Source organism: Variovorax sp. AC194 (genome assembly GCF_979257995.1).
On record NZ_OZ409823.1, the window covers coordinates 1,075,534 to 1,094,237 of the forward strand.

Here is an 18,704-nt window from a genome sequence, read left to right on the forward strand (position 1 = left end):
AGCCTTGAGAATGATTGGTGAATGGAACAATGGCACCGGCCGTCGCAAATCGAGCGTCGCCCGTGTGTTTCTGAAAAAAGGCACCGGCAAGATCACGGTCAACGGCAAGGACATCCAAGAGTTCTTCGGCCGTGAAACCTCGATCATGATTGCCAAGCAGCCCCTGGCGCTGACCAACAACCTCGAAGCTTTCGACGTGATGGTCAACGTGAACGGTGGCGGCGAATCGGGTCAAGCCGGCGCAACGCGCCACGGCATCACCCGCGCGCTGATCGACTACGACGCGACGCTCAAGCCCGTGCTGAGCCAAGCCGGCTTCGTGACGCGCGATGCGCGTGAAGTCGAACGTAAGAAGGTCGGTCTGCACTCCGCCCGTCGCCGCAAGCAGTTCAGCAAGCGCTGATCCTGTTCGTTGCGAACAAAAGCCGCCTTCGGGCGGCTTTTTCGTTGCCAGTACTTGGCGTGCGGCGCATCCGACCCCACTTGCGTTGGGGTGCACGCCACAGTCAGCCTGCCGGAAATGCGGCATTGCAGTAGCATTCGTTCCATTGGCCGCATGTCCGGCCCCCCAAGGAGTTACCCCCCATGAGCGCCGTAGCCGAAAACATCCAGACCCAGATGCCCGAGCCGATCGTCTTCACCGACAGCGCGGCAGCCAAGGTGGCCGACCTGATCGCCGAAGAAGGCAACCCCGAGCTGAAGCTGCGCGTGTTCGTGCAGGGCGGCGGTTGCTCCGGCTTCCAGTACGGTTTCACCTTCGATGAAATCACCAACGAAGACGACACCACCATGACCAAGAATGGCGTGTCGCTGCTGATCGATGCCATGAGCTACCAGTACCTGGTCGGCGCCGAGATCGACTACAAGGAAGACCTGCAAGGCGCCCAGTTCGTGATCAAGAACCCGAACGCCACCAGCACCTGCGGCTGCGGATCGAGCTTCTCGGCCTGATGCCTGGATGCCGCTCACAAGGCCCCTCCAAGAAAGCCGCCCCCGGGCGGCTTTTTGCTGCCCGTCGTTTTTCGCTTTCCTTCTTCCATGACGTCCGAAGCCGCCACCGCCGTCGATCCCTCCCGCAAGAGCCTCTTGTGGCTCGTGGCCGTCGGCTTCTTCATGCAGACGCTGGACGCCACCATCATCAACACGGCGCTGCCGGCCATGGCCGCGAGCCTGAGCGTGAGCCCGCTGCGGATGCAATCGGTGGTGGTGGCCTATGCGCTCACGATGGCGATGCTGATCCCCGCCTCGGGCTGGATCGCCGACCGATTCGGCACGCGGCGCATCTTCTTCGCGGCCATCGTGCTGTTCGCCGCCGGGTCGGTGCTCTGCGCGCTGTCGCAGGGGTTGGGGCAGCTCGTGGCCGCTCGGGTGGTGCAGGGCCTGGGCGGCGCGTTGCTGCTACCTGTGGGACGCCTGGCGCTGCTGCGCACGGTGCCGCGAGGCGAATTCCTCCAGGCGATGAGTTTCGTCGCGATTCCGGGGCTCATAGGCCCCTTGCTGGGGCCCACGCTGGGCGGCTGGCTGGTGCAGTACGCCTCCTGGCACTGGATCTTCCTGATCAACGTGCCGGTCGGCCTGGCGGGCTGCATCGCCACGCTCAAGTACATGCCGGACCTGCGCGGCGCCATCCAGAAGCGCTTCGACAGTGTGGGCTACGCGATGCTGGCCTTCGGCATGGTGGCGATCTCGCTGGCGCTGGATGGCGTGTCCGAACTCGGCCTGCGCCAGGGCGGCGTGATGGTCGTGCTGATCTTCGGCTTCGCGAGCGTGGTGGCCTACTGGCTGCGTGCCGCGCGCACGCCCGAGCCCCTGTTCGCGCCTTCGCTGTTCAGCGTGCCGACGCTCAGCATCGGGTTGATTGGCAACCTGTTCTCGCGGCTAGGCAGCAGTTGCATGCCCTTTCTCGTGCCGCTGCTGCTGCAGGTGTCGATGGGCTATTCGCCGGTGCGGGCCGGCCTGATGATGCTGCCGATCGCTCTCGCGGGCATGGCCATGAAGCGCTTTGCCACGCCGCTGATCACCCGCCACGGATATCGCAAGGTGCTGGTGGTCAACACGGTGCTGGTGGGCTGCACGATGGCCAGCTTCGGCCTGACGGCACCCGGCCAGCCCATGGTGCTGCACGTGCTGCAATTGCTGGCCTTCGGTGCGGTCAATTCCTTGCAGTTCACAGCGATGAACACGATCACGCTCAAGGACCTGGACGGCAGCATGGCCAGCAGCGGCAACAGCCTGTTGTCGATGGTGCAGATGCTGGCGATGAGCCTGGGCGTGGCCGCCGCCGGTGCGGTGCTGGCGGGCTACAACGGCATCTTCGGCACCGAGACGTCCGCGCACACGCTTGACGCCTTCCAGGCCACTTTTGCGAGCATGGGGCTGATCACGGTGGCATCTGCCTTGATCTTCTGGCATCTGCCCGCAGAAGTGCGCGCAGCGCAGCCTGCGCAACCGGAGGTTTCCGGTCAGGGCTGAGGCTCAGGCCGGGTAGATCGCGCCCAGCACCCGGGCGCCGCGCGCGCCGGTCACGCTGGCCAGGTTGCCCGCCTCGCGCCGGACGGTGCACCGCGCGAGCCAGGCAAACGCCGCGGCCTCGACCTGCTGAGGGGGTAGGCCCTGCTCGGTCGATGCCACCACCTGCACACCGGGAAGCAGCGCGCGCAGGCGTCCAAGGAGATGGTCGTTCAGCGCGCCACCGCCGCAGACGATCAGCAGCTTGCTATCTTTTCCGTAGCTGACGAGATCGGCGGCACAGGTGCTGGCTGTCAACTCCGTCAACGTGGCCTGCACATCGGCAGGCGCCATGGCCGTGGTCCCGAGGTGCGAGGCCAGCCAGGTCGGGTTGAACAGGTCGCGCCCCGTGCTTTTCGGCGGCGCCTTGGCGAAATACGGATCGGCCCGCAGTAGCGCGAGCAGTTGGGGCAGCACCTGCCCGCTGGCCGCCCACTGGCCGCCGCGGTCGAAGGGCTGGCCTTGGTAGGTCTGGCACCAGTGGTCCATCAGCGCGTTGCCGGGGCCGCAGTCGAAGCCCAGCACGATGGCGCCGTCCGGCGCATTGGTGGCCGGGAGCAGGCTCAGGTTCGAAATGCCGCCAATGTTCAGCACCGCGACGGTTTCGTCGGCACGCGCGAACAGGGCGCGGTGAAACGCCGGCACCAGCGGCGCGCCCTGGCCGCCGGCGGCGAGGTCGCGGCTGCGGAAGTCGCCGACCACGTCGATGCCGGTCAGCTCGGCCAGCAGCGAGGGATTGTTGATCTGCAGGGTGTAGCCGATGTCGTCGAATTCGAGCGGCCGGTGGCGCACCGTCTGCCCGTGCGCGCCGATGGCGGTGATCGCTCCTGCGGCGATGCCGCTGTCCGCCAGCAGTTGCTGGACCACGCCGGCATAGGCCCGGGCGAGCCCGTTGCCGGCCAGCGCCGCGCGATGCAGTTCGTTGTCGCCGGGGGTGTTGAGTGCCATGAGCTCCGCGCGCAAGGCCACGGGAAACTCCGCGGTGGCGTAGGCCTTCACCGCGATCCGGCCGTCGGAAAGGTCGGCAAGCACGCCATCGACGCCGTCGAGCGACGTGCCCGACATCAGGCCGATGAAAAGCTCGGCGGCCATCTCAGGATCGGTGTCTGGAGAAGACCGCTGCGAGCGTGCTCAGTCCGCGCTGGCCTGGATGACGGAGAACGCGGCGGCCAGCTCGGTGCGGGCGCCGACTGCGATCCGCTCGAACGCCGGGCGCAGCGCCGCGGTGATCGGGGCGCCGCCTTCTTGCGCGATGGTGGCCGGGTCCTGGTAGACGCCGCCCACGCGGAATTCGAAGTGCAGGTGCGGACCGGTGGCCCAGCCCGTGGAGCCCACGGCGCCGATCGCTTGGCCCTGGCTCACGCTCTGGCCGGCCTTGACGTCGATGCGGCTCAGGTGCGCATACGCCGTCTGCTGGTTGTTGCGGTGCGTGATGATGATGATGTTGCCGTAGCCGCTCTGCGTGCCCGCGAAATCGACCGTGCCGTCCCCGACCGTGCGCACCGAGGTGCCGGTGGGCGCTGCGTAGTCGATGCCGTTGTGCTGGCGCCAGCTGTTCAGGATCGGATGCATGCGCATCGCGAAACCGCTGGAGACGCGCGAGAACTCGACCGGCGTCGCCAGGTAGGCCTTGCGCAGGCTGTCGCCGTTCGGGCGGTAGTAGCTGCCCTTCTGGCCCGCGCCCGGGGGCTGGAACCAGACGGCCTGGTGGATCTTGCCGTTGTTCTCGAACTCGGCCGAGAGCACGCGGCCGCTGCGCAGCGCCTGTCCGTCGGCTTCGAAGGTCTCGTAGACCACGGCGAAGCGGTCGCCCTTGCGGAGAGCCCGCACGTCGACGTCGCCCGCGAAGATGTCGGCCAGCTGGCTCGCCACCGCGTCGGGAATGCGCGAATCGTCGGTGGCGGCGAACAGCGAGGTGCGGATGGTGCCGCTGGCCAGGCGCGTGCCCGGCGTCAGTGTGTCGCGCTCGGTGAGAGCGACGAAGCCGACCGGCGTGCGCTCGATGACGAAGCGCTTGAAGCCGCCGTCGCCGTCGGGAATCCAGCGGGCGCTCAGCTTCTTGAGCTGGTTTTCCTGCGTGGCTTCGGCCGTGATGGTGCGGCCGGCGCGGGCGAACAGCGCATTGCGGGCTTCGCCGCTGCCGCGCACGAACGCGGTGGCTGCGGGGTCGGAAATGCCCAGGCGCCTCAGCAGGGCTTCGGCCGTGTCGCTCGAGCGGGTGATGTCGGTGCGAAACAGCGTGAAGCTGAAGTTCTCGAGAGAAGCCGTCTGGTCTGCGAAAGACTGGGGCGCCGTGGCTTCGAGGATCTGGTGGACCGGAAGGTCGGAAGCGTCAGGACCCAGCGAGGCCACCGCGAGGGTGCCGGCGCTCAGCATGGCCGCGGCGATGAGCGCCGTGATCTGCTTGGGATAGGTACGGAACGTATAGGCCACGCGAGAAGCGAGAAGCTCCTCGGCGGCAAGAATGCCGTTGATCAAACTATGAATTCCAGCTCAGGTTCTGCAAATCCGTGCTGCAAGGCCCAGTGCGTTCAGGGCGGCAGGAGACGGTGCGGAAAAAGCGCCGCTTAGAATTCGGCGCTTGAAAAGTCGGGCTGAGTATAGCTTCGGCATCCCAAAAGTCAGCCAAAAAAGCCCGTAAAGGCCGAATCTGTTACATCCATGACCCTCTCAAATAGTGTAGGACGTGCGCTCGAAATATCCCTCCGTGGGGCTGACGAGTTGCTGCCGCAGGACGAGTGGGTGCGCAAGCTCCAGCGCTCCGAGGCGACCGGAACGCCACTTCGCATCAAGCTCGGGCTCGACCCGACCGCGCCGGACATCCACATCGGCCACACGGTGGTGCTCAACAAGATGCGGCAGCTCCAGGACCTGGGGCACCGGGTGATCTTCCTGATCGGCGACTTCACCAGCACGATCGGCGACCCCTCCGGCCGCAACAACACCCGTCCGCCCCTCACCCGGGAGCAGATCGAGGCCAACGCCCAGACTTACTACAAGCAGGCCAGCCTGGTGCTGGACCCCGAGAAGACCGAGATTCGCTACAACTCCGAGTGGAGCGACCCGCTGGGCGCCCGCGGAATGATCCAGCTGGCCGCCAAGTACACGGTGGCCCGGATGATGGAGCGCGACGACTTCAACAAGCGCTTCAAGGCCGGCCAGTCGATTTCGGTGCACGAATTCCTCTATCCGCTGATGCAGGGCTACGACTCGGTGGCGCTCAAGAGCGACCTCGAGTTGGGTGGCACGGACCAGAAGTTCAACCTGCTCGTGGGCCGCCATCTCCAGCAGGAATACGGCCAGGAACCGCAGTGCATACTCACTATGCCGCTGCTGGAAGGGCTCGATGGCGTCGAGAAGATGTCCAAAAGCAAGAACAACTACATCGGCATCAGCGAAGACGCCAACACCATGTTCGCCAAGGTGCTGTCGATTTCCGACGACCTGATGTGGCGCTGGTACACGCTGCTGAGCTTCCAGTCGCTGGAACAGATCGAGGCGCTGAAGGCCGAAATCGCCGGCGGCCGCAATCCGAAGGATGCGAAGGTCGCGCTGGCCAAGGAGATCACTGCGCGCTTCCACAGCGCGGCGGCGGCCGAGACGGCGGAGCAGGATTTCATCAATCGCAGCAAGGGCGGCGTGCCGGACGAAATTCCGGAGGTGTCGCTCAGTGGCGCGCCGATGGGCATCGGCCAACTGCTCAAGCAGGCCAACCTGGCGTCTTCAGCCGGGGACGGCAACCGCCTGATCGACGGCGGCGGGGTGCGCGTCGACTCGGTCGTGATCAGCGACAAGTCGCTGAAGCTGCCCGCGGGCAGCTACGTGGTGCAGGTCGGCAAGCGCAAATTTGCGCGCGTGACCCTGAGCTGATCGCCCGCGGTCAGCGGACTTCGATGGTGACGCGCCGGTTGCGCGGCTCGTCCACCTCGTCGGCGGTCGGCACGGCCAGGTCGCGCTCGCCGCGGCCCACGGCCTCGACGCGGTTGGCAGGGAACTGCCGCTCGACGAACAACTGAACCACTTCTTGCGCCCGGCGGCGCGACAGCTGGTCGTTCGATTCGCCGGTGCCCTTGGTGTCGGTGTGGCCCGTCACCACGATGTCGCCACCGCTGCGCGCCAGTGCCGCGGCCAGCGCCTCGGTCATGATCTGCTGAGACGCCGGGGTCAGCGTGGTGCCGCCGACCTCGAAGAACACCGTGTAGCGCTGCGGCGGGGGCGGGCGCATGTCGAACAGCGGCTTGTTGTCCGCCTGGACCTTGGCCGAATCGGCCTGGTCGACCACCGGCGCGCCCTTGGCGCCCACCGCGGCCGTGGCGCGCTGGTAGGGCTGGGAGAGGATTTCCTCCCCATCCTTGGCACGTACCACGACGGCGGACGGCTTGCCGTCAGCCTGCGGAAGCAGGACCACCCGCGTGCCCGGCGTCGAGCAGGCGGCAAGCAGGAGGGTGATCAGTGCGGTGGGGAGAAGGAGAAGGCGGTGCGACGGGGTTTTCGTCATCATCATCATGGCTGCCCGTCGGTTTGCACGATGAAGTCGGTGCCGCGGATGCCGATGGTGGCCGTTTGCGTCTCGACCCGCACGGCGTCGGGGTTGGTCTTGCCGATGAGGCCTGTGATCATGCGCATCGAGCCGCGCAGCAGCGAGACCAGGAGGCCGCCGTCGCGCGTGGTGGAGTCGAAGTGGAACTCCTTCAGGTCCATGCGCGAGGAGGGCCCGACCACCAGGGTCGTGTCGTCGCGAAGAACCACGGAGGCCGAAGAATCGGGACCGGTCACGATGCGGTCCACGGACCCCAGTGCATCGCCGGCGGCGGCGGTGCGCGTGGTGCCGGCGGCGCTGAGCAACTGCACGTTGCCACGCACCGATTTCACGAAACCGGCCTGGAGTTCGGCAACGGCGGCAACAGGGGCGGCCGGCGCGGCGGGCGGCGTCTGGGCCTGGGTCATCATGGTGGTGCCCATCAAGGCAAGGCCACCCAAAACGTTCAAAAGGTTTTTCATCATCCGACTCTCTGCGAAGAATGTTTCGCAATTGGTCACAAATATTAGGCCGAAGGCGTTACATGTGGACACTGCGCTGATAATTCAGCGTCATCTTGCGTCCTTTTGCCGCTTTTTGCGTCGTCTTTTGCCGAATCTGCGTTCCGATTGCCCATGACGCTCACTCCCAAAACTCTGCTCCGTGTCTCCGTGGCCGTGGCTCTGGTCACCATCGTGCTCAAGGGGCTGGCGGGCTACATGACCAATTCGATGGGCCTGATCTCCGACGCGATGGAGTCGTTCGTCAATCTTGCCAGCGCCATGTTCGCCTTGGCAATGGTGACGATCGCCGAGCGGCCGGCCGATGACGACCATCCCTACGGCCACCACAAGGCCGAATACTTCTCCTCGGGCTTCGAAGGCATCCTGATCGTCGGCGCCGCGGTGGCGATCCTGTGGGTGTCGGTGCAGCGGCTGCTGTCGCCCCAGCCGCTCGAGCAACTGGGCTGGGGCCTGGCGCTGTCGGTGCTCAGCTCGGGCTTCAATGCGGCGCTGGCGGTGATGCTGTTCCGCGCCGCGCGCACCCACCGTTCCATTGCGCTGGAGGCCGACGGCCGCCACCTGATGACCGACGTCTGGACCTCCGCCGCCGTGGTGATCGGCATCGTCGGCGTGCATTTCAGCGGCTGGCTCTGGCTCGATCCGCTCCTGGCCATCGGCGTGGCGCTCAACATCGTGCGCGAGGGCGTCAAGCTGGTGTGGCGCTCGTCGCAGGGCCTGATGGACGAAGCCCTGGACGCCGAAACCCTGGCCACCGTGCGCGCCACGCTCGACGCCTTCGCGGCACGCCAGCCCGAGGGCAGCCGCCTGCGCTTCGACGACATGGTGACGCGCGGCGCCGGCCAGCGCCGCTTTGCCGACCTGCACATGCACGTGCCCGGCGATTGGACCTTGCAGCACGCCGCCGCCATGCGCGACCAGCTCGAGCAGGCCCTGATGGACGCCGTGCCCGGCCTGCGCGTCACCATCCAGCTGCTGCCGCTCACCATGGAAGCGCGCGCCACCCGGACCGTGGAAGAACCAGCACACCCATGAAAGCCATCCTCCAGCGCGTCGCGAACGCCCGCGTCGACATTGCCGGCCAGACCGTCGGCGCCATCGATGCCGGCCTCCTGATCCTCCTGTGCGCGGAACGCGGCGACGGCGACGCGCTCGCCGACCGCATGCTCGCCAAGATCCTCAAGCTGCGCATCTTCTCGGACGAGGCCGGCAAGATGAACCGCAGCGTGCAGGACATCGGCGGCGGCCTGCTGGTGGTGAGCCAGTTCACGCTGGCAGCCGACGTGAGCGGCGGCAACCGCCCCAGCTTCACGCAGGCCGCGCCGCCCGACGAGGGCCGCCGACTCTACGACTACTTCGTGGCGCAAGCACGCGCCGCGCACCCGGTGGTGGCGACCGGCGAATTCGGCGCCGACATGCAGGTGCACCTCGTCAACGACGGGCCGGTCACCATCCCCCTGCAGATGTCCGCGTAGCTGCTTGCTACTTGCCGTACGGATCGCGGATGCCCAGTTCCGCGAGGATCTGGATCTCGTACGCTTCCATCTCGTCGGCGTCGGCTTCGCTGGTCTCGTGGTCCCAGCCCTGCGCGTGCAGCGTGCCGTGCACCAGCAGGTGCGCGTAGTGCGCGGCCAGCGTCTTCCGCTGCTCCTTCGCCTCTCGCGCGACGACCGGCGCGCACAACACCAGGTCCGCCATCGCAACGGGGCTTTGCGCATAGTCGAAGGTCAGCACGTTGGTCGCGTAGTCCTTGCCGCGGAATTCGCGGTTCAGGCGCTGTCCTTCGTCGGCATCGACGATGCGCACCGTGATCTCGCCGTCGATGTCCAGCGCATGGCGGATGCAGCGCGCGACGCGGTGGCGCGGCAGCGCGGCGCGGTGCCGCTCCACGCCCTTGAAGCGCCCGAACTGCAGCGAAAGAGCAAGTGCCGGCAGCGCCATCTCAATGCGCGCTCGTGCGCTTGCGTTGCCCGTCGTAGGCATCGACGATCTTGGCCACCAGCGGATGCCGCACCACGTCGGCGCTCGTGAAGTGCGTGATCGCGATGCCGCTCACGCGCCGGAGCACGCGCTCGGCGTCGATCAGGCCACTGAGTTGCTGCTTGGGCAGGTCGATCTGGCTCACGTCGCCCGTCACCACCGCCTTCGCGCCGAAGCCGATGCGCGTGAGGAACATCTTCATCTGCTCGACCGACGTGTTCTGCGCCTCGTCCAGGATCACGAACGCGTTGTTCAGCGTGCGCCCGCGCATGAAGGCCAGCGGCGCGATCTCCAGCGCATTGCGCTCGAAGGCCTTCTGCACCTTCTCGTAGCCCATGAGGTCGTAGAGCGCGTCGTACAGCGGCCGCAGGTACGGATCGACCTTCTGCGTCAGGTCGCCCGGCAAGAAGCCGAGCCGCTCGCCCGCTTCCACGGCCGGGCGCGTGAGCACGATGCGCTGCACGGCAGCGCGTTCCAGCGCATCGACCGCGCAGGCCACCGCCAGGTACGTCTTGCCGGTGCCGGCCGGGCCGATGCCGAAGGTGATGTCGTGCTTGGCGATGTTGTCCAGGTACAGCGCCTGCGTCGGCGTGCGCGCGCGCAGGTCGGCGCGGCGGGTGACGAGCATGGCCGCGTCCTCGTCGCTCATCGAGCCGTCGCCGGCCAGCGTGAGCTGCACCACGGCCGGATCGATCGGGCGCTGGGCGATTTCGTACAGCGCCTGCAGCACGTCCATCGCGCGCTGCGCCGAGGCCTTGGGGCCGTCGACCTTGAATTGCTCGTGGCGGTGCGCGATCTTCACGCCCAGGGCTTCCTCGATGCGGCGCAGGTGCGCATCGAGCGGTCCGCACAGGTGTCCGAGGCGCGAGTTGTTCGGTGGGGTAAAGGTGTGTCGCAGAATCACGCGGTATCCATTTCCATCTATTTGGCAGCCCTATGCAAGACCAGCCATGCTCGAAAAAACGCAATCCAAAGCGGGGAACACCGCGGAACCGGCTTTGCCGGGCCGCCGGTGTTGCCCCCTTGAGGGGGGAGGCGGCTACACGAAGTGAGCAAGCAACGGGGGTGGGCCAATGATAGGCAAACTCACCGGCATCCTGGCCGAGCGCAACCCACCGCAGGTGGTGGTGGACTGCAACGGCGTCGGTTACGAGGTCGATGTGCCGATGAGCACGTTCTACAACCTGCCCGGCACCGGAGAGCGCGTTTCGCTGCTCACGCACTTCGTGGTGCGCGAGGACGCGCAGATTCTCTACGGTTTCGGCACCGCCGAGGAGCGTGCGGCTTTCCGCCAGCTCATCAAGATCACCGGCGTGGGCCCGCGCACCGCGCTCGGGCTGCTCTCGGGCATGAGCGTGGGCGAGCTGTCGCAGGCGATCACCACGCAGGAGCTCGGCCGGCTCGTGAAGATCCCGGGCATCGGCAAGAAGACCGCCGAGCGGCTGCTGCTGGAGCTCAAGGGCAAGCTGGGCGCCGACATCGGCCTGCCCGCGCACGCGGCCTCCGATGCGCAGGCCGACATCCTGCAGGCGCTGATCGCGCTCGGCTACAGCGACAAGGAAGCGGCGCTCGCGCTCAAGGCGCTGCCCAAGGATGCGACGGTGAGCGACGGCATCAAGCTGGCGCTGAAGGCCCTGGCCAAGTGAACCTGCGCGGGGCGTGGTCGCGCGTCGAGGCGCTGCGCCACGAATCGGTCCACAGCGACTTGCTGCTCTTGCGCGTAGCCCTGATCGGTTGCGTGCCGATTCTCCTGGCCTACGGATGCGCGGGCATCGTCTACGGCAACCTGCCGATGATGACGCCGGTCGGCTTCATCGACATGCCGGGCGCCTGCGCATGGCTCACCGCCGCGATGGCGTTCGCGCTGGCGATCCTTGCGACCGACTGGGTGGTCCGCGGCGAACTGACGCCGCCGCAGCCGCAGGCCGTCGTGGTGACGAAGCGCTGGAGCCGGGGCAGCTACACGCGGACCGTCATGCCGCCGCATGTCGTCCCCGAGCCTCGTTCGTCTCTGCTGCGCATCGGCTGCCTGGGCGTTGCGGCCGTGGGCTGTGCGTCCGCGCTGGTGGGCCGCGCCACGCTCGCGCTGGGGTGGCAGGCCTTCGCGCGGCCGGGCGGCATCGCGCCGCGGGCGGAGTGGCCGCTCTGTCCATTGCAGTGGGTCTGGCCCTGGCTGCTGCCGCTGGCCCGGCGGCCCGTCGTGCTCGGATTGATCGGGGTGGGCGCCGTGCTGCTGGCAGCCGCCTACTTCATGAACTGGCGCAAGGTGCGCGGTGCGTGGTTCCCGTTCCTGACGGTGCTGCCGATGCTGGTAACGCTCAATTTCCTGGGCGATGCGGGTTTCGATTTCGCCGCCGCACGCGGCCTGGGCGGACTGCTCGAGCCTGAGCTCGTGACCGCGCTGGCGCAGCAGCCGGGCCGCTACAACGTCTTCAATTTCCTGAGCCTCTGGGGCGCCATCGGCTTTGGCACGGTGGGCCTGATCGTGGGTTTCTGGTTCGGTCGCTCACGGGTGATGGACGAAGACTAGTACGCCTCAGGGGTGGATCTTCTCGCCCTTGGCGAGCATCTCCACGAACTTCGCGATGCGCCGGGCCCGCGTCTCGGCCTTCTTCGCCCCCTGCGTGCGAAACAGCACCGCATAGCGGTTACGCGCATCCAGCGTGGCGAAGAACTTCGCGGCCTTCTTGTTCGCATCGAGCGCGGCCTGCAGGTCGGGCGGCACCGTCGCCACGCTCGCGCCGTCGTAGGCCGCATCCCAGCGTCCGTCGGCCTTCGCGCGTTCCACCTCGGCCAGTCCGCCCGGCTGCATGCGTTCTTCGTCGATCAGCTTCAACGCCTTGTCACGGTTGATCTTCGACCAGGTACTGCGCGCGGTGCGCGGCGTGAAGCGCTGCAGGAAATACTGCTCGCCGTCGCTCTGGTCGCTCTTTCGCTGCCCGTCGATCCAGCCGAAGCACAGCGCGATTTCCAATGCCTCGGGGTGGTCGATGGAAGCGATGCCGCTGGCCTTCTTCGCGATGCGCAGCCACACGCCGGCGTGCGTGCCGTGGTGGCGCTTGTACCAGCGCACGAGCGCCGCGGCGTTGGCGAATTCGACGGGTGCGTCGTCGACGATGCGCTCCGCCTTCGCAGCAGTCTTCGGGGTTTTCTTGACTGCTGCGGTGCTCACGGCACCCACCAGTAGCGCAGCGCGTGGAAGTAGATCGGCGCCGCGAAGATCACCGAGTCCAGCCGGTCGAGCATGCCGCCATGGCCTTCGATCATCGAGCCCCAGTCCTTCACGCCGCGGTCGCGCTTGATGGCCGACATCACGAGGCCGCCGAAGAAGCCCATAAAGCAGATCATGAAAGCCATCAGCGCCGCCTGCCACGGATTGAAGGGCGTGGCCCAGTAGAGCGCCGCGCCCAGCGCGGTGGCACTGGCCACGCCGCCGATGAGGCCCTCCCAGGTCTTGGACGGCGAGAGCTCGGGCGCCACCTTGCGTTTGCCGAAGAGCTTGCCCCACACGTACTGCAGCACGTCGCTGCCCTGCACGACGATCACCAGGAACGCGATCAGGAGCAGGTTGCGGCCCTCGAAGCCCGGGATCTGCAGCGTGAGCAGCGCAGGCACATGGCTGATGCAGAACACGCACACCATCAGGCCCCACTGGATCTTGGAGGTGCGCTCCAGGAATCGCTGCGTGTCGCCGCCCACCGCCGCGAGGATCGGCAGGATGAGGAAGGCGTAGACCGGAATGAAGATCGAGTAGAGCCCATACCACTCGATCCAGATCAGGAAGTACTGCCCCGGCAGCGCGATGAAGAACGCGAGCGCGATCGCCGCATGGTCGCCGCGCCGCGTGTACGCGAGGCTGATGAACTCGCGCAGCGCATAGAACGAGATCAGGTAGAACAGCACGATCACGCCGCCCTTGCCGAAGGCGAAGGCCAGGCCGATCACCGCCACCATCACCCACCACGCGTTCACGCGCGAATTGAGGTTGTCGATCACCGAATGCGGCTGGCCGTGCGCCACGCGCCACTTGAGCAGCGCGCCGATGGCCGAAGCCAGCAGCAGCACGCCGAAGACGCCGCCGAAGAGCTTGAACGTGGTCCACGCGAAAGGAGACAGTTCGATCATGATGCGACGCCCTCGGCCTTGTCGTTGCGGTCGTATTCGGGGCGGAGATCCAGCATGGCGGCGCGCGCGCGGGCGATGAATGCGTTTTTGTCCTCGCCTTCGGCCAGCACGATCGGCGTGCCGAAGCGCACCGTGCAGGCCAGCGGAATCGGCACCAGCGTGCCCTTGGGCAGCACGCGCTTCAGGTTCTCGATCCACACCGGCACCAGCCGCACGCTGGGGCAGGCGCGCGCCAGGTGAAAGAGGCCGCTCTTGAGCGGCAGCAGGATCTCGTCGCCGGTGTTGCGCGTGCCTTCGGGAAACATGATGAGCGAGTCGCCGCCTTCCAGCGCCTCCTTCATCTGCTCGACCGGGTTGTCGCCCTGGCCCGAGCCGTCGCGGCGGATCATGAGCGCGTTGAACACGTCGGCGCCGATGAACTGGCGCACCTTCGAGGCCATCCAGTAGTCCTGCCCCGCCACCGGCCGGGTGAGGGCGCGCAGGTCGGGCGGCAGCGTCGCCCACAGCAGCACGAAGTCGCCGTGGCTCGTGTGGTTGGCGAAGTAGAGCGTCTGCTCGGCCTTGGGCGTGGTGCCGCTCCAGATGGCGCGCACGCCAGTCAGGAGCCCCGCCGCGCCGATGATCAGCTTGCCCGCGACGATGGCGAGCCCGCGGCGCAACACCGTGCTTTCCGGCCTGTCGTTGGGCTTGTCGTTCTTGTTGTTCTCGTTTTCGTCGGTCAAGAGAAATCCTGTGTCATCAAGGCAAGAAGGAACATGGCGCTCTGGCAGGCGACCACGATGGCGTGGCGCTGCATGAGCTGGCGGGTGCCCTGCACGCGGTCGTCGAGCGGCCGCGTTGTGGGGGACGACGGCGCGTTGCGAAGGCCCAGCCGCTCGAGCGCGCGGTCGAGCGCGTCCAGCGAGGCGATGGTGCCGCGCGCGAGGTCGCCGAAGAGCGTCTGGTCCAGCCGCAGCCGGAAGGCGAAATAACGTTCGAGCACGCCGAGGATCACGACCGCGCCAAAGCCCATGGTGGGCGTGGTCGGGAGCGAGCGCAGCGTGAGCGCGAGCACCAACGCCGCGATGCACGTCAGCGCAAAGCCCCAGATCGCCAGCACCGTGAAGGCGCGCAGCAGGCCGGCGAGCGCGGCGCAGGTGGCGCGGTCGTTGTCAGTCATGGGGTGGCACCTCTCGTGCGGGATGGAGCGGCGCGAGCGAACTCAGCCACGCGGGGCGCAGCACGATCTGCGGCCGCGCACGGCGCACCGCGTCTTCGGCCTGCGCCATTCCGCCGGCCGAACCGTAGCGGCCCAGCCAGGCGATCACCGCCGCGGCGCTGCGCGAAAAACCGAGCGCGCAGCAGACCCACACCGGCGCGCCTTCCGCGTTGCGGCGCTGGCCTTCGATGACCGCGGCCGCGCGTTGCAGCCGCACCGTCGGCGGCACCGTCAGGTCGAGCAAAGGCACGCAGCGCGCATGCGGCACGCCGGCCGGCATCTGCAGTTCGGCGCACAGGCTCACGAGGCGCGGCTTGCCGGCGGCGAGCCATTCGGCGTGCGTAGGCCGCCGGCCGAGCCGCAAGCCGGGCACCACCTCGACCGAGGCGGGCAGCTTGCGCGTCCAGAGCCAGGCGTTGACCGCGGCGCCCAGACGGTAGGGCGCGAACAGCCAGCGCGCCGCCCAGCCCATGCGCCCGCGTCCGTCCATCTGGAAGCCGCGCGCGCCGAGGCCGATGTAGTTGAGCGCCACGAAGGCGAGCGACCCGGCAGGCCATGCGAGCCACAGCCACACGCCGCCACCGTACAAGGCAACGGCAAGAAACAGCGCCGCACCGACCGTATAGAAGCCCGCGAGCTTCCACCGCTGTGCATCGCGCGTGACCTGCCAGGCGCGCCGCATCGACACCACCCGCTCCAGCGGCCAGAGCCACACGCACACCAGCCCGAGCAGCGCGCCGGTCGGGATGTCGATGAAGTGGTGCTGCCACGTCGTGAGCACCGAGGCGCAGATCGCGAACGCCCACACATGCAGTACCAGCCGCGCCCACAGCGGGCGGATGAACTGCCGGTACCAGTCCCACAGGATCACGGCCAGCGCGATGTGCAGCGAGGGCGCCTGGTTGAACGGCTGATCGAAGCCGCGCAGCGCGTTGAAGAGAAACGCCGGCGCGCCATCGACCGGCGGCTGGCCGAAGCTGAAGTGCAGCGGCCAGAGGATGAAGCAGGTGCAGGCGACGAGCGTCGCGGTGACCAGCCGCAGCGCATGCCGTTCCAGCGTGTGCTTGCTGCGCGCGAGAAAAAGCGACAGCGCGTAGAAGACGTTGATCGTCCAGTACGGAAAGATCGTCCACGGCCAGAACGGGATCTGCCGCTCCCAGTCGAAGGCCATCGACGGCACGTTCGCGCGCGTGGTGGCCCACCAGTTGGCGAAGCCGTAGGTCGCGTAGAACAGCGGCCCGAGAAACACGAGCCATGCGGCGGCGCGCTTCCACGGACGCTGTCCAAGCCAGGCAGTCATCGGAAAGCCTCCGTGCTGCGCACTGCGGCGCGCGCTTGCTTGGGGCGGCCCGGCGCGGCGCTCATCGCCCGGTGCGCACCGCCAGCGACACCGTGAAGATCCCCCACTCGTCGACCCGCTGGTCGATCTTGCGGAAGCCCGCTTCTTCCACCAGCTGGTCCATCTCGACCTGCGTGCGGCGGCGCATGACCCAGGCCTCGCCCTGCCGGTGGCTGGTGAGCGCGCGCGCGATCATCTCCAGCTGCGGATGCCACGGCTGGCCCGTGTAGACGAGGTAGCCGCGGTCCTCCACCGCGTCGCCCACGCCCGCGAGCGAGCGCTGCACCATCTCGTTGTCGGGGAAGAGTTCGTACAGGCCCGACACCACCGCGAGCGTGGGCCGCGGCGTCACGGTCGCCAGGCTGATGCGGTCGAAGGCATCGGCCTGCACGAACTGCGCGGTGTCTTCCAGACCCTTCTCGGCGATGAGCGCGCGGCCGTCGCGCACGTTGATGTCGCTGTAGTCGCGCAGCAGGATCGAGCTGGCCTTCACCGGGCTCGCGAGCACCGCGTCGAGCACGTAGCGGCCGTGGCCGGCGGCGATGTCCATCACCCGCACCTCGCGGTGCATCTCGGCCAGGCGCTCCATCGCGATGCGCAGCAACTCCTCGACGTGGATCTTGCGCTGCCGGATGCCGCGCCAGCCGATCGAGTTGAGGTACGTGTTGTCGATGCTGCGGCCCGGCGGCCCCTTGCCTTCGGGGTGATTGCGGTAGACGTAGTCGAGCGTGCTGCCCGAGTCGAAGCCGGTTTCGTGGCCGAGCGCGATGCCGCTGGAGAGCTTGCCGCCGATGCGCAGTCCCCCGCGCGTCAGGGCCCAGTAGGCGCCGCGCGCCGACAGCGGCGAGAGCGGCTCGGCCAGCGCGCGCGACTCGTCGGCCGTGTCGCCGGCCAGGTGCGCCGCGGTGCGGTCCACCGGCACGGCCGGCGCGTCGAAGCGCTGCAGGATGAATTCGCGGATCTGCGCCACGGCGGGCGCCCGGTCTTTCTCGCCCAGCGTGTCGTGGAAGAAGCCGGGCAGTTCCGTCTTCGTTTTTACGGCGCTGCCCAGCCGCTCGAAGAACTGGTGCTGCGGCTTGTGGTGCACCACCCAGTCGGCGCCGGAGATCAGCAGCTGGACCGGCAGCGTGATCGCATTGGCATCGGCCACCACCCGGTCGGCCGCTTCGTACAGGCCCAGCAGGATGTTGACCGCGATGGGCCGCGAGATCAGCGGATCGCTCTCGTAGCTCGCGATGCGCTCGGGGTCGTGCGTGAGGAACTTCGCCTTCACGTAGCTGTTGACGAAAAACAGGCCCCGCAGCTTGTGCATCAGCCCCAGCCCGGCGCGCGCGAAGGGCACGTAGAGCTTCACCTTGAAGGCGGGCGAGGCCAGCGTGAGGCCGCGCACCTTGGGCGCGTAGTCGTGCGCCCAGGTGGCGATCAGCACCGCGCCCACGCTCTGCGCGACGACGTGGATGTCCTGCTCGGCCACGCCGTGCGCCGTGCCGATGTGGTGCACGAAGGTCTGCACGTCGCGCACCGAGGTGCCGAAGCTCGGGCTGTAGCCGCGCTGGCCCGGCGAGCGGCCGTGGCCGCGCGCATCCCAGGCGAAGAAGTCGAAGTCCGGGAGGTCCAGTTCGTCGACCAGGTGCGCCATGCGCGCGCCGTGCTCGTGGCCGCGGTGGAACAGCACGATGGCGCCGCGGCGCACGGCGCCCGTGGCCGGCCAGTGGCGGTAGAAAAGCGATTCGCCGTCGTGCGTCTGGAAGTGCAGCTCTTGCGCGGTGCGTGGCGTGGTGTCGGTCATTGAATCCCTGTCGATGTTTCTTTGTTTGTCTGTGTTCAGTGGCTGCCGGCGTGGGCCGTCGCATCGGCTTCGGCCAACGCGCGGCGGATGCGGTTGACGATGGTCCAGGCCACCAGCGCCGCCAGCAGCGGCATGAGCCATGCCATCCAGGCCGGCAGGGGCCAGCCCAGCGCCACGTAGAGGCCGAGCGCGCCGAACACGAAGGCCCGGTCGCTCTTGCCGAGCGGCCCGTCGTAGCGGCGCGAGGCGCCCACCGTGGGGCCGAGCGCGCCGGCGAATTCGCTCAGCCCGGCCAGCACGATCACCGTGCCGATCCAGAACGGGCTGAAGGGCGCCACCAGCGCGAAGGGCAGGTAGAGCGCGGCATCGGAGACCACGTCGGTCAGTTCGTTGAGGAAAGCGCCCAGCTTGCTTTGCTGGTTGTGCTCGCGCGCGAGCATGCCGTCGATGGCGTTGAAGGCCATGCGCAGGAACATCCAGGCCGGGATGAGCGCAAAGGCCGCTGCCGAGCGCACGAAGAAGAAAAGCCCGAGCCCGAGCACGACCGAGACGACGCACGCCGCCAGCGTGACCTGGTTGGCCGTGACGCCCATCGCATGCAGGCGGACCACCAGCGGCCGCAGCAGGGCCTGGAAACGCGGCTTCAATTCGTAGATCGACACGTGCTGCCTTCCCTCGTTCGTTATATGGCCGAAGCATTCTGCCAGCGAAGGCAGGCACTAAAC

Annotated in this window: 21 protein-coding genes; 8 read left to right on the forward strand and 13 right to left on the reverse strand. The window is 67.7% G+C overall.

Annotated features, from left to right (window positions below):
* Positions 1-10 precede the first annotated feature (10 nt).
* The 3 genes from rpsI to mdtD all read left to right on the forward strand — a co-directional run bounded on the left by rpsI (position 11) and on the right by mdtD (position 2,472).
* Positions 11-403 carry a 30S ribosomal protein S9 gene (gene rpsI, locus ACZYRS_RS05090; RefSeq protein ID WP_007827948.1) on the forward strand — a complete coding sequence of 131 codons (393 nt, stop codon included), beginning with the start codon at positions 11-13 and terminating at the stop codon, positions 401-403.
* A 182-nt stretch (positions 404-585) separates the two neighbouring features.
* Entirely contained in the window at positions 586-951 is a 366-nt protein-coding gene (gene erpA, locus ACZYRS_RS05095) for an iron-sulfur cluster insertion protein ErpA (protein WP_013543663.1), read from the forward strand.
* 87 nt (positions 952-1,038) lie between these two features.
* Entirely contained in the window at positions 1,039-2,472 is a 1,434-nt protein-coding gene (gene mdtD / locus ACZYRS_RS05100) for a multidrug transporter subunit MdtD (RefSeq protein ID WP_463418359.1), read from the forward strand.
* A 3-nt stretch (positions 2,473-2,475) separates the two neighbouring features.
* On the opposite strand, the gene ACZYRS_RS05105 is transcribed toward mdtD, so the two are convergent.
* Both ACZYRS_RS05105 and ACZYRS_RS05110 read right to left on the reverse strand, forming a co-directional pair.
* The gene (locus ACZYRS_RS05105) at positions 2,476-3,600 is read right to left on the reverse strand and encodes an anhydro-N-acetylmuramic acid kinase (protein ID WP_463418360.1); all 1,125 of its coding nucleotides are present in this window, start codon (positions 3,598-3,600) and stop codon (positions 2,476-2,478) included.
* Between the two features lie 39 nt (positions 3,601-3,639).
* Positions 3,640-4,986 (reverse strand): M23 family metallopeptidase, encoded by a 1,347-nt coding sequence (locus ACZYRS_RS05110; protein ID WP_198786644.1) that lies wholly within the window; start codon positions 4,984-4,986, stop codon positions 3,640-3,642.
* A 183-nt stretch (positions 4,987-5,169) separates the two neighbouring features.
* Between ACZYRS_RS05110 and tyrS the strand changes: the two genes are divergently transcribed.
* A complete protein-coding gene (tyrS, locus tag ACZYRS_RS05115; protein WP_463418361.1) occupies positions 5,170-6,378 on the forward strand; it encodes a tyrosine--tRNA ligase in 1,209 nt (402 codons plus the stop codon).
* 10 nt (positions 6,379-6,388) lie between these two features.
* Here tyrS and ACZYRS_RS05120 read toward each other — a convergent pair whose 3' ends face one another.
* On the reverse strand, positions 6,389-7,006 hold the full coding sequence (locus tag ACZYRS_RS05120) for an OmpA family protein (RefSeq protein WP_463422453.1): 618 nt from the start codon (positions 7,004-7,006) through the stop codon (positions 6,389-6,391).
* Between the two features lie 5 nt (positions 7,007-7,011).
* Positions 7,012-7,470 carry a FecR family protein gene (locus ACZYRS_RS05125; RefSeq protein ID WP_463418362.1) on the reverse strand — a complete coding sequence of 153 codons (459 nt, stop codon included), beginning with the start codon at positions 7,468-7,470 and terminating at the stop codon, positions 7,012-7,014.
* Positions 7,471-7,662: 192 nt separating this feature from the next.
* Here ACZYRS_RS05125 and ACZYRS_RS05130 point away from each other — a divergent pair, with 192 nt between their 5' ends.
* Both ACZYRS_RS05130 and dtd read left to right on the forward strand, forming a co-directional pair.
* Positions 7,663-8,583 carry a cation diffusion facilitator family transporter gene (locus tag ACZYRS_RS05130; protein ID WP_463418363.1) on the forward strand — a complete coding sequence of 307 codons (921 nt, stop codon included), beginning with the start codon at positions 7,663-7,665 and terminating at the stop codon, positions 8,581-8,583.
* Positions 8,580-9,023, forward strand: coding sequence for a D-aminoacyl-tRNA deacylase (gene dtd, locus ACZYRS_RS05135; RefSeq protein ID WP_463418364.1), 444 nt, complete (start codon positions 8,580-8,582; stop codon positions 9,021-9,023). Before ACZYRS_RS05130 ends, dtd begins: the two co-directional genes overlap by 4 nt.
* 7 nt (positions 9,024-9,030) lie before the next feature.
* Here dtd and ybeY read toward each other — a convergent pair whose 3' ends face one another.
* Together ybeY and ACZYRS_RS05145 are read right to left on the reverse strand one after the other, a co-directional pair.
* On the reverse strand, positions 9,031-9,489 hold the full coding sequence (gene ybeY, locus ACZYRS_RS05140; RefSeq protein ID WP_463418365.1) for an rRNA maturation RNase YbeY: 459 nt from the start codon (positions 9,487-9,489) through the stop codon (positions 9,031-9,033).
* Between the two features lies 1 nt (position 9,490).
* Complete coding sequence (locus ACZYRS_RS05145) at positions 9,491-10,432, reverse strand: PhoH family protein (protein WP_463418366.1); 942 nt, start codon at positions 10,430-10,432, stop codon at positions 9,491-9,493.
* A gap of 169 nt (positions 10,433-10,601) precedes the next feature.
* On the opposite strand from ACZYRS_RS05145, the gene ruvA reads away from it, so the two are divergent.
* Entirely contained in the window at positions 10,602-11,174 is a 573-nt protein-coding gene (gene ruvA, locus ACZYRS_RS05150; protein WP_198786636.1) for a Holliday junction branch migration protein RuvA, read from the forward strand.
* A complete protein-coding gene (locus ACZYRS_RS05155) occupies positions 11,171-12,058 on the forward strand; it encodes a hypothetical protein (protein WP_463418367.1) in 888 nt (295 codons plus the stop codon). The genes ruvA and ACZYRS_RS05155 overlap by 4 nt, the downstream gene beginning before the upstream one ends.
* A gap of 6 nt (positions 12,059-12,064) precedes the next feature.
* Here the strand turns inward: ACZYRS_RS05155 and ACZYRS_RS05160 are convergent, their stop codons facing one another.
* From ACZYRS_RS05160 to ACZYRS_RS05190, 7 genes are all read right to left on the reverse strand, one after another.
* Entirely contained in the window at positions 12,065-12,700 is a 636-nt protein-coding gene (locus ACZYRS_RS05160; protein ID WP_463418368.1) for a YdeI/OmpD-associated family protein, read from the reverse strand.
* Positions 12,697-13,653, reverse strand: coding sequence for a phosphatidate cytidylyltransferase (locus ACZYRS_RS05165; RefSeq protein ID WP_093442378.1), 957 nt, complete (start codon positions 13,651-13,653; stop codon positions 12,697-12,699). The genes ACZYRS_RS05160 and ACZYRS_RS05165 overlap by 4 nt, the downstream gene beginning before the upstream one ends.
* The gene (locus ACZYRS_RS05170; protein WP_463422454.1) at positions 13,650-14,315 is read right to left on the reverse strand and encodes a lysophospholipid acyltransferase family protein; all 666 of its coding nucleotides are present in this window, start codon (positions 14,313-14,315) and stop codon (positions 13,650-13,652) included. The genes ACZYRS_RS05165 and ACZYRS_RS05170 overlap by 4 nt, the downstream gene beginning before the upstream one ends.
* A gap of 56 nt (positions 14,316-14,371) precedes the next feature.
* Positions 14,372-14,812, reverse strand: a complete 441-nt coding sequence (locus tag ACZYRS_RS05175; protein WP_198786633.1) for a hypothetical protein — start codon at positions 14,810-14,812, stop codon at positions 14,372-14,374.
* Positions 14,805-16,151, reverse strand: coding sequence for a phosphatase PAP2/dual specificity phosphatase family protein (locus ACZYRS_RS05180; protein WP_463418369.1), 1,347 nt, complete (start codon positions 16,149-16,151; stop codon positions 14,805-14,807). The genes ACZYRS_RS05175 and ACZYRS_RS05180 overlap by 8 nt, the downstream gene beginning before the upstream one ends.
* Before the next feature lie 61 nt (positions 16,152-16,212).
* On the reverse strand, positions 16,213-17,979 hold the full coding sequence (locus ACZYRS_RS05185) for a bifunctional alpha/beta hydrolase/class I SAM-dependent methyltransferase (protein ID WP_463418370.1): 1,767 nt from the start codon (positions 17,977-17,979) through the stop codon (positions 16,213-16,215).
* 35 nt (positions 17,980-18,014) lie between these two features.
* Entirely contained in the window at positions 18,015-18,641 is a 627-nt protein-coding gene (locus tag ACZYRS_RS05190) for a CDP-alcohol phosphatidyltransferase family protein (RefSeq protein ID WP_463418371.1), read from the reverse strand.
* Positions 18,642-18,704 lie beyond the last annotated feature (63 nt).

What these genes read in the sequence shown, in the direction of transcription:
- ACZYRS_RS05125 (WP_463418362.1), bottom strand. Translation starts at nt 7,470, where the DNA reads ATGGGCACCACCATGATGACCCAGGCCCAGACGCCGCCCGCCGCGCCG.
- ybeY (WP_463418365.1), bottom strand. Translation starts at nt 9,489, where the DNA reads ATGGCGCTGCCGGCACTTGCTCTTTCGCTGCAGTTCGGGCGCTTCAAG.
- ACZYRS_RS05105 (WP_463418360.1), bottom strand. Translation starts at nt 3,600, where the DNA reads ATGGCCGCCGAGCTTTTCATCGGCCTGATGTCGGGCACGTCGCTCGAC.
- ruvA (WP_198786636.1), top strand. Translation starts at nt 10,602, where the DNA reads ATGATAGGCAAACTCACCGGCATCCTGGCCGAGCGCAACCCACCGCAG.
- ACZYRS_RS05180 (WP_463418369.1), bottom strand. Translation starts at nt 16,151, where the DNA reads ATGACTGCCTGGCTTGGACAGCGTCCGTGGAAGCGCGCCGCCGCATGG.
- ACZYRS_RS05120 (WP_463422453.1), bottom strand. Translation starts at nt 7,006, where the DNA reads ATGACGAAAACCCCGTCGCACCGCCTTCTCCTTCTCCCCACCGCACTG.
- ACZYRS_RS05130 (WP_463418363.1), top strand. Translation starts at nt 7,663, where the DNA reads ATGACGCTCACTCCCAAAACTCTGCTCCGTGTCTCCGTGGCCGTGGCT.
- ACZYRS_RS05165 (WP_093442378.1), bottom strand. Translation starts at nt 13,653, where the DNA reads ATGATCGAACTGTCTCCTTTCGCGTGGACCACGTTCAAGCTCTTCGGC.
- ACZYRS_RS05175 (WP_198786633.1), bottom strand. Translation starts at nt 14,812, where the DNA reads ATGACTGACAACGACCGCGCCACCTGCGCCGCGCTCGCCGGCCTGCTG.
- tyrS (WP_463418361.1), top strand. Translation starts at nt 5,170, where the DNA reads ATGACCCTCTCAAATAGTGTAGGACGTGCGCTCGAAATATCCCTCCGT.
- rpsI (WP_007827948.1), top strand. Translation starts at nt 11, where the DNA reads ATGATTGGTGAATGGAACAATGGCACCGGCCGTCGCAAATCGAGCGTC.
- erpA (WP_013543663.1), top strand. Translation starts at nt 586, where the DNA reads ATGAGCGCCGTAGCCGAAAACATCCAGACCCAGATGCCCGAGCCGATC.
- ACZYRS_RS05185 (WP_463418370.1), bottom strand. Translation starts at nt 17,979, where the DNA reads ATGACCGACACCACGCCACGCACCGCGCAAGAGCTGCACTTCCAGACG.
- mdtD (WP_463418359.1), top strand. Translation starts at nt 1,039, where the DNA reads ATGACGTCCGAAGCCGCCACCGCCGTCGATCCCTCCCGCAAGAGCCTC.
- dtd (WP_463418364.1), top strand. Translation starts at nt 8,580, where the DNA reads ATGAAAGCCATCCTCCAGCGCGTCGCGAACGCCCGCGTCGACATTGCC.